This window comes from Tumidithrix helvetica PCC 7403, assembly GCF_965232925.1.
Taxonomy (GTDB): Bacteria; Cyanobacteriota; Cyanobacteriia; order Pseudanabaenales; family Pseudanabaenaceae; genus Tumidithrix; species Tumidithrix helvetica.
Map to the genome: position 1 here is coordinate 84,092 of NZ_CBDDRA010000018.1, position 11,852 is coordinate 95,943.

The window sequence follows — 11,852 nt, forward strand, 5'->3', positions numbered from 1 at the left end:
GGAGATCTAGCTCTAAGCCTTGAATCATAAAAGTCAGTAGATGATCCCAGCTATCAAAAAAGAGTTTTTGTAAACTACCTTGCCATCCGGGCTGGTTACAGTTAGTTCACACCAGTTAACTAGCAGAGCATCATCACCATCCTTGATAGGCAGCCCATTGAGATATCGGTAGGTATACGTCTCTTCAAATTTCCCCGTCCATTTGTTCACAACCACGATTGGCAGAGAAATCCCTCTTAAAACGCAAAATTGCCGATTTGCTGGAGCGATCGCGTTTGCAATACTGTCAGACAGGGGGAAAAGCGCGTTTGTTTGATGATGTCTACTACGCGGCTGCTTCTTGGTCAGAACCACGTCGATTGGTGATGAAGGCTGAATGGCTAGAGAAAGGCGCTAATCCACGTTTTGTGGCTACCTTGTTTATCGAGGTGCTGACTCAGAACATCCGATTAAAGAGTTGAAATTGGGTATCAAGGCTGGTCGTCTCAGTTGCCATTCTTTTGTAGCGAATCAGTTTCGCTTATGCTTGGCTCAGGCTGCTTACGTTCTGCTGTTAACGATTCGACAAGCTGCTTCTGAGACAAAATTAAAGAATTCTCAGGTCTTACGTTTAAGGAATTCTGTGCTCAAATGCTCAGCGTATGTAAAGGTTTCAGTTAGGCGGGTGCTCGTTCAACTTTCTGCATTTTTTCCGTTTGCTCGTGAGATTTATCTGATTTCTCACCAACTAAACGATCCTAATTTTAGGCTTTTCAATTAGCTTTTTCCCTTCCGTAGGATTTGTGTGTCCTTTTTTCTGATTTTGGAAGATTTACATCGATAAAATGCTTCTTTTCTATGCATTTTCTCTTTTAAATTAGGATTTTTCTTTCCTTTACAAAATAGCTCTTCCTTTTTCTTGATTTTTATTCTCTTTGGCGTTCTCATGAATAATGCAGGCTAGCAGCCACTTATGAAAAATTTGGAGATTTTTACAAATGTATCGAGTACTCTCAGCAGCCCCTGACTCTTGCACGGGAAATTCAAGATCGGAGAACGGAGGAGTTAGCTCTCAAGCTTATTGACTTGTCACAAGCGGAACAGAAAAAGAGCAGATAGTTGCACTCCAATGCCAATTTGTTAAGAGAAACAATAAAAAATCGCCCCCAACAAAATTTGAAGGCGATTCTATCAGACAGAGAAAATAAGATAATTGGGAATCAGATACAAAATCTGGTTATAGAACGACACCCTTTTGAATTTCGATAGGCTTGAGCAAATAGAGCTTCAAGAACTGCAAGCCATTGGAAACATAGGCAGGTAGCTTTTGCAGGGTTTTTAAAGGTTTAGGCGCAGAAGATGATTCAATTTCGCTGAGTTTGGCATTGTTTTCTTCGCACTTCTTGAGATATGCCCAGAACTTAGGATTGTCCATATCGATAATCACTGGGAATGCCTTTGCCGCATCGCGGTTGGTATCTCTCAAGACTTCATCAACGTACTTGCGAGTATCCATTCCGATCGCTTCGTAAAAGTCCGAACGGTTGCAAATATCGTTGAGATACATGGTGGCAAATACCGACAGCAAAAAGAATCGGCTCCACAATTTTGCCTTTAAGCCATTGATATATTCTGGCTGGCTCTTGAGCAAGAGATTGCAGAAATCGCCGTGACGATTTTCATCTTGGCACCAGTTTTCAAAAAAGCGGAAGATGGGATAAATCCGTTTTTCAGGATGAGCCAAGAAATGCTGGTGAATTTTGATGTAACGCCAGTAACCAATTTTTTCAGAAAGGTAGGTAGCGTAAAAGATAAACTTGGGCTCAAAGTAAACGTACTTTTTGCTCTTAGATAGAGAAGAAAGGTCTAGCTGAAGCTCAAAGTCAGGCATTGCCTTATTTAAAAAACCAGCATGACGTGCTTCGTCGCGACTCATGAGCGAAAAAATTTCGGAGACAAGGGGATTTTTTTCCTTGAGTTTGACCGCAATTTCTTTATAGAGCAAAAATCCTGAAAATTCAGAGGTGCAAGAGCCTTCTAAGAATGTGCGGAAAGACTTTTTGACATCTTCGTCAATGTGATCCCAAGACTGTTCGAACTCTCGATCGCGGACAAAGTGACGGCGATTGTAGTCCGCTTTAAACTCTTGCAAAATGGCTTCAAAATCTGCCTCAGTACCACCAAAACCCATATTCGCCATCGCTTCAAAATCAGTCGTGTAAAAGCGTGGCGTTAGGATGGTTTCTTTTTTGCCTGTCCCATTCGCTTTAGAAGATGGGGTAGTTTCGAGCTGTTGTTTGGATAGGGAAGATACCATATTTGTCTAAAAACTATTTAGAGACTATTTAGATTAATCCATATTTTATGCGTAGCCTACATTTTATGAGCATTTGCCCCAACCTCTTGTTAAGAAGCGTTAAGCGAATCCTATGCGGATCACTTTGTATTGGTTAAAACTAGCTGACCGAGGCATTTTAAAATTTGCAAGACTTCGTACAAGTGATTCTCTATTTCGGAAAGAGAGAAAACTTTGGACAGGATATAGGTGGGTTGAGGGGCTTGGTTTAGTTTAATAAAGCGGAACTCGCGCCCATTGGTAATCATGCCAAATAATTCTTTATTGGTTGCTGGGCTTGCCATCATATAGGTTAGTGCCTGTGGCAAAGCGATCATCACATCATATTGAATACTTTTGGCTTCAACCACCACAACCCAGATGGTATTTTGCAAGACAAGCACATCAAGTTGACCGCGTACTGTTTCCGAGCCGTCTTGAGAGATAACTTCGATAGAGTCTTCTAGCGTTGTATAAAATGGCGGATCGTAGAAACCTGCTAAAGATAGCAACGGTGATAGCGTAACCATCTTCACCGTTACTTCTAAAAGTGGTCGCTCGGCAAGATAAAGATATTGTTGCTTTGTCCGATCTAATACCTGTTTTTCAAATTCACTTAGTGCTGGAGCACCTTGCAGTAATTCGGTAAAGAAGTTATTAGGTTCACCTTGTCGCAAATCAAACTTAGTTTTGACATCATGCAAATTGAGCTTTGAGGCTTGAAGTGTTAGCGTCATAATTTACCTCCTGTGCATTTCCTATATTTTAATGTCCCCAAATCAATCGAGTGATGGTAGCTCGAGCGCGATCGCACCCAGACGACCTTTGCGATAATCATGCAAAATTTGACGCGCTACACGCTCGCTATCACCTTTAAAGCGATCGGTTTCCGCCAGAGTCATGATGTAGTCCAAGCCAGACTCTAGGGGCGGATTTAGGGGATCGATGCCATAGCGATCGCTGAGGGGAGCCTGTAATTTGATCAGCAAGTCGATTGTGGCGGCGGCTACGAGGGTATTGTCATAGGCAGCTTCACCAATATCATCGCAAATGGCTAGCTTTAGCGCCGCATCTTGATCGTGCAGTACAGGTGGCAAAATGCCTGGCGTATCTAGTAGCTCGATCTGGTCGGAAATCCTGATCCACCTTAGTTGGCGCGTTACCCCTGGGCGATTAGAACTTTCTGCCGCGCGCCGATTGAGTAGCCGATTGATGACTGCCGATTTTCCAACATTGGGAAAGCCAATCACTACAGCCCGCACGGGGCGGGGCAGCATACCGCGACTTTTGCGCCGTTCGTTGATTTTAACGCCAGCAACTTGTGCGGCTTTGAGCAGTTCTTTGATGCCCTTACCCGCTTGAGCGTCGGTAAAGTAAACCATTTGATCTCGTTTTCTATGCCATTTCACCCATTGCGATCGCACCGATTCTGAAATCATGTCTACGCGATTAAACACCAGTACATGGGACTTGTCGGCAATCCAAGTTTTGATTTTGGGATGTTGGCTCGAAAAAGGAATACGCGCATCGCGTACCTCAATTACAACATCGACACGCTTGAGTTGCTCTAGCAGAGCTTTCTCTGCTTTGGCTATATGACCGGGATACCACTGAATCAGGCTTGACATATGATCGAAACAAGCTCATTGTTATGTTTTGGATTATATTAAGATTTATTAAAAACCTTTTAAAACCAGTATGCGTAAATTTTCAACTCGATGGTTTATCCCACTTGCGATCGCAAGTTTACTCGCGCTCACAACCTGTTTTGTCAATCCTGCACCTGTCAGCGCGATCGATGCACCTGAGTTATTACCAACCGAGATTACCAATATTATCGATCTGGGTCGATTCCTGACAGACACCGAGGAAACCAATCTAAATCGGGATTTAGATACCTTTGAACAAAAGACTGGATGGAAATTACGGGTTTTAACACAAGTCGATCGTACACCAGGTAGAGCCGTCAAAGATTTTTGGGGCTTAAACGAACGCAGTGTGATGCTGGTTGCTGATGGGCGCGGTAGAAATTTGCTCAATTTTAATGTTGGGGATGAAGTTTACGATCTCTTACCCCGAGGTTTTTGGATTGAATTGCAATCTCGCTATGGCAATCAATTTTTTGTGAGAGAACACGGCTACGACCAGTCTATCTTGGCATCTCTAGGGGCAATTCAAACCTGTTTAGAGCGTGAAGGCTGCGTTGTTGTACCAGGTTTACCTCAAGAACAATGGATCTTAACCCTATTAACCTCAATTCTTGGCGGGTTGGTGTTTGGATTTGCCGGACATCCTCGTAAAGAGGGAGAAATCTTTTCATGGCGTTGGGCGTTGATTCTCACGCCGCTATGGGGCATGCTCTTAATTGCTTTTGGCATTGGACCAGTGGTGACGCGCACCACCGATCTGCTCCCGATTATTCGCAACTTGGCAGGCTTTTTGGGTGGCGCAGTAATTGCCTATTTAATTCCTTCGCCCAAGCGTAACTTACCTGACAATGGTGTCCGCACGCGGGATTAGCTGATTTCTATAAATCATGGGAAGAACCCCCACGCTCTCGTTTGACCGAGGCACGCTGATTTTACATCCCCCGCCCAGAGGCAAGGCATGGCTAGATTTTGCCACTTGGGACGATCGTGTCGAGCGATTTCGGATTCCAGCCAATCGGTATCGCGAACTTATCACTGTTTTAGAAGCAGAAAGCGTTGCCTTTTGCGATCTGGCGAAAGCATTTGTGGAGTTAGAGCTATCGGCGCGGGTGGTGATGCAGCCTTACCCCCATCAAAGCGAGGCACTAGTGGCTTGGCAGCAGGCGGGGCAACGCGGTGTTGTCGTCTTACCCACTGCCGCAGGCAAAACTTACTTGGCACAGTTGGCAATGCAGGTCACTCGCCGCAGCACCCTGATTGTCGTGCCGACTTTAGATTTAATGCACCAGTGGTATACCCATCTCGTTGCCGCCTTTCCCGATCTAGAGGTGGGCTTGCTAGGTGGTGGTTCTCGCGATCGCACGGCTATTCTGGTTGCGACCTATGATAGTGCTGCCATCCATGCCGAAACCTTAGGCGCTCAATATGGCTTTTTGATTTTTGATGAATGCCATCATCTCCCCACGGACTTTAATCAGGCGATCGCCACCTATTCTCTTGCTCCCTATCGCTTAGGGCTTACCGCTACCCCCGATCGCAGCGATGGCAGACATATCGATCTAGATACCCTGATTGGGGCAGAAGTCTATCGTAAAACCGCAGAGCAATTAGCAGGCAATGCTCTTGCCGATCATGAAATCGTGCAGATCAAGGTCAAACTCTCTCAATCAGAACGCGATCGCTACGATCGTCTCACCACCATTCGGAATAACTTTTTGCGCGAGGCAAAAATCTCTTTGGGCGGGATGCAGGGATGGCAGCGATTTGTGCAAGCCAGTGCTAGATCACAGGCAGGAAGACGAGCAATGTTAGCCCATCGAGAGGCAAAAGAAACCGCTCTCGGCACGGACGGGAAATTGCGAGTGTTGGCCGATCTGCTGGCAGAACATTTCCCTGAGCGTATCCTGATTTTCACGAATGATAATGCCACGGTCTATCAGATTTCCCAAGAATTCCTGATTCCTGCAATTACCCACCAAACCCCTGTAAAAGAGCGCCATGAGATTCTCAAGCATTTCCGCTCTGGAGAATATAAAACCCTAGTCGTATCCCATGTTTTAAATGAGGGTGTGGATGTTCCTGATGCTGGGATCGCCATCCTGCTTTCAGGAACGGGTTCCACCAGAGAGTATATTCAACGACTGGGGCGGATTTTGCGAAGGGGCACGAATATTGACAAACGGGCGATTTTGTATGAGGTGATTGCGGAGAACACGAGTGAAGAGCGCACTTCGCAACGACGACATGGAGAAGATTGGACAAACACTCACAAACAAAAGAAACCAGTAAATGTCGTGCAGATGGGGATTGCCTACAAAGAAGATTCAGAGCGCTCGACTCCCCTAGCTGCGGAAACTCCAACCCAATGGCGATCGCCTGATAAATCGGAGGAAACCATCTAGCGTTTTGTTAGCCTTAGATTAGTGATTTTTAAATAAGCAAAAAGTTGTTTTTTCATGATTTTTAGCTCAAAAAAACGTCAATCGATCGCTAACCAATCAGCAAAACGTAGGATTGAGAATCGCATCGTTTCTGTCAGTAAACCCAAACTTTCTATAAAATGGGGACTGCCTTAAAATGTTCAGCAACAACCATCCAACTGCATAAAAAAGCGGATAATTTAGATCGCTCAGTTAACAGGAGCATAGTGCTTGACAAGCCGCAGGCAGTTTCGACCATCTGATAAGCGGCTATAGTCAAAAACATCAACCATTCGATCGATCAAACCCAAACCACGACCACCCAAAGCATTTATATCAACTTCATTTAAGCTCGACAGTTTGCCAGACAAATCGAAACCAGCACCAAAATCAAAAACCTTTATTTCCAGCCTATTTTCAGATAGAGTTGACTCTAAATCAATCGGAGTTTCCATCGGCAAGTTTTTGTGGGCATGACGCACGGCATTAGTAAAAACTTCTGCCAGAGCAGTTTTGCATTTCAGCCAATCGTCCTTGGGAACTGTGTCGTGAGCTAGTTGCTCAAACCAAATTAATACTTTAGCGAGTTCGTTAAGATTGGTACTGACTTGTAGCGAAATAGTTTGGGACACAGAAAATCTGCCAAGATGGTTTACTAAATATAACTTTACCGAAATTAAGTGTTTGAGGTGTGCAGATGTTACAAATCCTAGTGATCGATGACGATCTTGTCATGCAAATGGTTTTGAGGAACACGCTGCAAGAACAAGGTTATGAAGCGATCGTGGCAAAAAATGGTAAAGAAGGGATAGCACTTGCACAAAAATATCATCCTGCTTTAGTGATCTGTGATTGGATGATGCCTGATATTGACGGATTAGAGGTCTGTCGTCAAATTAGGCAAGATACGAGCCTGTCCACAACATTCTTTATTTTATTGACATCTAAAGGAGCGGTTGAAGATAAAGTCAAGGCTTTAGATAGTGGAGCCGATGATTTTCTGTCGAAACCCATTGAAAAAAGTGAGTTAATTGCCAGCGTGCGGGCAGGATTGAGGTTATATCAACTCAACCAAGATTTACAATTACAAAAACAATTGCTGGAATCAGAACTAGCAGAAGCAAGTGAGTACGTGAAATCGTTACTGCCTGCCAGTTTAAAAGGCAACGTAGATATCAGTACGCAGTTTATTCCTTCAAGTCAGTTAGGGGGAGATTGCTACGATTTTTATTGGTTGGACTCCGATCATCTTGCCATTTATCTGATCGATACCTCTGGACATGGAGTAGGCTCGGCATTACATTCGATCTCAATTTTGAACTTGCTGCGATCGCAGTCATTTGGGAAAGATAAGCTTTATGCCCCAGATGCAATTATGACTGAACTCAATCGCAGTTTTCAGATGAGCGAGCAAGGCGGGCGCTATTTAACCATGTGGTACGGCGTATTTAAGCGATCGGAACGCAAACTTATTTATGCTAATGCAGGACATCCCACCTCACTTTTGGTGTCTGAAGGCAATAAACAGGTACAACAACTCCCTAGTCTAAGTATGCCCATCGGGTTTTTTGCGGATGCGAAATATATCACTGCTGAAGTATCCATTCCACTAAACAGCAAACTCTACGTTTTTAGCGATGGTATTTTTGAGGTAAAGCAAGATGGAGGGAAAATTTGGGGCTTGCCAAAATTCATCGAGCTACTAACTTCCGATCTGACAGAGAGTAAAATCTTTAGTGCTGACTCGGTGCTTCAACATATTCGCAACGAAACTCCAGATGCTTATTTTGAAGATGATGTTTCACTACTGCAAATCAACTTTCTTTAACCAAATCTATGATTTAGTGACGAAAACCTTATCGTCAATCTCTTACAGTTCTGTTTAATTACGATCGCTATGTTGTCAATTGTATAAGATTAAAAGGATCGGGCTATGCTTTTAGTTACAGTTGGAACAGAACAATATCAGTTCAATGCTTTAATGAATTGGATTGAGATCCTGATCAGGTATCAAATTATTGATGAAGAAGTTATCGTGCAATATGGTTCTTCAACATACTTTCCTGATGGTTCAAGAGCCTATCGGTTACTGTCAGAGCAAGAATTTCAAAAATTTACCGATCGCGCTAGTTTAATTATCAGTCATTGCGACGAAGGAACCGCTCAGTTATTAGAAGATACCGATAAGCCATACGTTCTAGTACCTCGATTGCAGCGATTTAGAGAACATGTTGACAATCACCAAATGGAAATGGCAGATGCGTTTGAGCGAAGAGGAATTCCGATTGCGCGATCGCCAGGAGATCTAGTCAAATTCATTAAGTTGCAGCAAACTTCTGAGAATATTCCCCAAGTTGATGAAACGCCTTTGTGTGAATATCTAAAAGAGCGATATCATGCCCAAAAACTCATGCTTGTTTGTTCTTCGGGTGGGCACTTTAGGTATATGCAAAGCCTCAAAGCCTTCTGGGAGGATTTTAAAGATCGCTCCTGGGTAACATTTAGGACTGGGGTTAACGAGCGCGAGTTGGAAGATAGCCGGCGATTTTGGGCCCATAGTCCTACAAATCGAAATATACCTAATCTAATTCGCAATTTGTTTTTGGCATTTAACGTGGTGCGTCGTCAACGCCCCGATCTAGTTATTTCTACAGGTGCGGGAGTTGCTGTTCCTTTTTTGTTGATTGCTAAATGGTTTTGCCGTAGCAGAGTTGTTTTTATTGAATCAAAAACGCGCATTAAAGACCTTAGTTTATCGGCTCGAATTTTAATGAGATTGCGATCGCTCGACCTGATTATTGTTAGAAGTCGAGAAATTGCTAATATTTACCATCAAGTTGTATATATCCCCGTTAGCGATGCGAGTGAAACCGTTCGCAAAAAAGATTACAAACAAGCCAAGATCGTAACCTTTGATGAAATTGCATTTATTTACAGCCCCGAAAGATTGGAGTTTTTCACAGCCAGAGAATTTTTTAGCGATTTTCAAACGATCTGTAATGCAGATGATTCCTATCGAAAGATTGTGATTGATATGAGCCATACCACGTTTATTGATGGTGCTGGCTTAGGAGCTTTAATCAATTGCCTCAAACAAGCCAAACTCTATGGAACGGAATTGGTTTTGTGGAGCGTAAGTGGCGCAGTGATTTCTCTACTTACGGTCACATCTTTAAACAAGGTCTTTGTGATTGAACCTGCATCCCAAACTTTTCGCTTCTCCGAATCAACCCAGAGAGTCCGAGTTAGTAATATTACTTCCATCGGTTTATTTTTGTATCGCATACAGAATTTGCTTACAAGAATTCCCATTCTGCGTATTTTCCATCCCCTATTGAAGTTTTTCTTCCCCTCTATTGACATCGATCCAGGTATCCCCGTACACCCCTCCGTTCGCGATCCGATCAAACGATTTATTGATATTATTGGTGCGCTGATTGGTTTGAGCTTTACAGCAATTTTATTTGTTCCGATCGCGATCGCAATCGTCTCAGAAAGCAAGGGAAACATTTTGTTTGGGCAAATTCGCTGCGGTTTGCTCAGCAAGCCTTTTCGGATTTGGAAATTTCGCTCTATGGTAAAAAATGCCGAAGAGCTAAAAATCAAAGTGCAAAATCAAGTGGAAGCAAACACGCGATCGCAAGAAAGTTCCGATCACAAATTCTTTAAAAATGCCAACGATCCCCGTGTGACTAGAACTGGTGTTTTTTTACGCAAGACTAGCCTTGATGAATTCCCTCAATTTTGGAATGTCTTAACTGGCGACATGAGCCTTGTCGGAACCCGTCCACCGACATTTGACGAAATTAATGCTTACGAATTGGATGTGGAATATCAAGATGAAAGATATACGGAATGGAATCGATTGGATGTAAGACCAGGGATTACAGGCGTGTGGCAAGTTAACGGTCGCTCAAGTGTCAGATCCTTTGCTGAAGTGGTGAATTTCGATATCGAATATCGCAAAAATTGGAGTAATTGGTACGATCTTAAACTCATCGTCAAAACGATTATTGTTCTTTTCGATCGAAAGAACAAAGCAGTTTAAATAGCATTAATTCGGGAAAATTTGATTTTTGTTATCCTTCCCAAGCACGCATCTTACCCACATTCATCAAACCATAGGGATCAACTGTTTGTTTAAATGCAAGTTGGTTGTAGTCGATCGCCTTCATGCCGCCATCTTCCAAAATGTAAGTATGAGGGTTGGCGATTAGCACGCCATGGGACTCATGTTCTTGGATGATTTCCTGCAAGCGCTCGGCAGTGGTAAAGCGCACGATCTGAATTGCCGCAGGAATAACCACACCATTCATGCGAATAAATTCCAAATGCATCAGGACTTCGTCTTTAAAGCGATCGCACATTTCGCGAACGAGTTGCAAGTTCGGATCGGCAGGAAAAAGGCTTTGTAGGTAGGTCAGCGTAGGATCGACAGTGCGAGCATGAAGTGTGGTGTGATTCCAAGCGAACTCGACTAAACTAATACCTTTGCTGGCTTCTCGCGCAGATTTCTCATAGGCAATGGAACCGCCAAATTCTCGAACTAGGGCTTTAAAGGGTTCGATATCGGTTTCAGCCACGAGGACTAAGGCACTGTGAACGCGATCGGGAATGTAACTTCGCAACGCCGTAAAGTAAGAAGGAATGGGATCGGCAAGAATGCAAATCATTTTTTTGATGATGCCATCACAGTTCCCCAAGGCTTGCCCAAACTGAGCGGCTGTCATAAAGCCCGAGAAATTGACGACAAATTCCGCCCAAGCATAGGCGGGAGCCAGTGGAAGTTCTAATTCCGTAATGATGCCATTCACACCATAGGCATGATTGACCTTCTGCACATCATCGCCACGCAGTTCGATTACTCTGGGAGAATTCTCCAACGTCACAACCCGTACAGCCCTAAGGTTGCCGCGATCGCGTAATTGCCCATAGAGAATCGAACCAATGCCTCCACTCCCGCCCGCAATAAAACCACCTACCGTAGCACTTCTAAACGTCGAGGGAATCATGCGCGATTCCCAACCAATTTCTTGGGCTTGTTTATCCAATGTAGCTAACTTCACTCCCGATTCCACACAGGCTAAACCGGGCTTAATCCATTTAATCGTTTGCATGCGTGTCATATCGAGAATCAAGCCACCTTGAAGCGGAACGGCTTGTCCGTAATTGCCCGTACCACTGCCTCGCACGGTCAAGGGAATCTTGTGATTTACACAGACCTGTGCAATACGTAAAACCTCGGCTTCGCTAGTAGGGCGTGCCACAATATCGCCGACCTTGCCAGTTAGTAAAGGTTCTAAAATTGGACTAAAGCGAAAATAGTCCTCTGACAACTTTGCCACTTGCGCGGGTACAGTAATGGTTTCAATTCCTTCTAGATCGGCTAAAAATGCTTGTCCCAGCATTGATTTAATTCCTTAATAATTGGCATTGTTAGTTATTTTTCATCAGATGGGTAAGCTATAA

Annotated in this window: 9 protein-coding genes and 2 pseudogenes; 5 read left to right on the forward strand and 6 right to left on the reverse strand. The window is 43.8% G+C overall.

Annotated elements, in window-relative coordinates; all coding sequences use genetic code 11:
- Positions 1-57: 57 nt before the first annotated feature.
- A pseudogene (locus ACP2WE_RS16840) lies at positions 58-240 on the reverse strand (ISNCY-like element ISAtsp9 family transposase); the annotation flags it as partial.
- On the opposite strand from ACP2WE_RS16840, the pseudogene ACP2WE_RS16845 reads away from it, so the two are divergent.
- A pseudogene (locus ACP2WE_RS16845) lies at positions 222-760 on the forward strand (transposase); the annotation flags it as partial. The pseudogenes ACP2WE_RS16840 and ACP2WE_RS16845 overlap by 19 nt on opposite strands.
- Positions 761-1,216: 456 nt before the next feature.
- Here ACP2WE_RS16845 and acsF read toward each other — a convergent pair.
- The 3 genes from acsF to ylqF all read right to left on the reverse strand — a co-directional run bounded on the left by acsF (position 1,217) and on the right by ylqF (position 3,942).
- Positions 1,217-2,296, reverse strand: a complete 1,080-nt coding sequence (gene acsF / locus ACP2WE_RS16850; RefSeq protein WP_425216710.1) for a magnesium-protoporphyrin IX monomethyl ester (oxidative) cyclase — start codon at positions 2,294-2,296, stop codon at positions 1,217-1,219.
- 119 nt (positions 2,297-2,415) lie between these two features.
- Entirely contained in the window at positions 2,416-3,051 is a 636-nt protein-coding gene (locus tag ACP2WE_RS16855) for a type I restriction endonuclease (protein ID WP_425216711.1), read from the reverse strand.
- A gap of 42 nt (positions 3,052-3,093) precedes the next feature.
- Positions 3,094-3,942, reverse strand: a complete 849-nt coding sequence (ylqF, locus tag ACP2WE_RS16860) for a ribosome biogenesis GTPase YlqF (RefSeq protein ID WP_425216712.1) — start codon at positions 3,940-3,942, stop codon at positions 3,094-3,096.
- 70 nt (positions 3,943-4,012) lie between these two features.
- Between ylqF and ACP2WE_RS16865 the strand changes: the two genes are divergently transcribed.
- Together ACP2WE_RS16865 and ACP2WE_RS16870 are read left to right on the forward strand one after the other, a co-directional pair.
- A complete protein-coding gene (locus tag ACP2WE_RS16865) occupies positions 4,013-4,834 on the forward strand; it encodes a TPM domain-containing protein (protein WP_425216713.1) in 822 nt (273 codons plus the stop codon).
- A gap of 16 nt (positions 4,835-4,850) precedes the next feature.
- A complete protein-coding gene (locus ACP2WE_RS16870) occupies positions 4,851-6,365 on the forward strand; it encodes a DEAD/DEAH box helicase (RefSeq protein WP_425216714.1) in 1,515 nt (504 codons plus the stop codon).
- Between the two features lie 227 nt (positions 6,366-6,592).
- On the opposite strand, the gene ACP2WE_RS16875 is transcribed toward ACP2WE_RS16870, so the two are convergent.
- A complete protein-coding gene (locus ACP2WE_RS16875) occupies positions 6,593-7,015 on the reverse strand; it encodes an ATP-binding protein (RefSeq protein ID WP_425216715.1) in 423 nt (140 codons plus the stop codon).
- Positions 7,016-7,080: 65 nt separating this feature from the next.
- Here ACP2WE_RS16875 and ACP2WE_RS16880 point away from each other — a divergent pair, with 65 nt between their 5' ends.
- A complete protein-coding gene (locus ACP2WE_RS16880; protein ID WP_425216716.1) occupies positions 7,081-8,211 on the forward strand; it encodes a PP2C family protein-serine/threonine phosphatase in 1,131 nt (376 codons plus the stop codon).
- Positions 8,212-8,316: 105 nt separating this feature from the next.
- Positions 8,317-10,431 (forward strand): sugar transferase, encoded by a 2,115-nt coding sequence (locus ACP2WE_RS16885; RefSeq protein WP_425216717.1) that lies wholly within the window; start codon positions 8,317-8,319, stop codon positions 10,429-10,431.
- 31 nt (positions 10,432-10,462) lie between these two features.
- Here the strand turns inward: ACP2WE_RS16885 and ACP2WE_RS16890 are convergent, their stop codons facing one another.
- Positions 10,463-11,791: an FAD-binding oxidoreductase gene (locus ACP2WE_RS16890; protein WP_425216718.1), complete on the reverse strand. Its 1,329-nt coding sequence runs from the start codon at positions 11,789-11,791 to the stop codon at positions 10,463-10,465.
- Positions 11,792-11,852 lie beyond the last annotated feature (61 nt).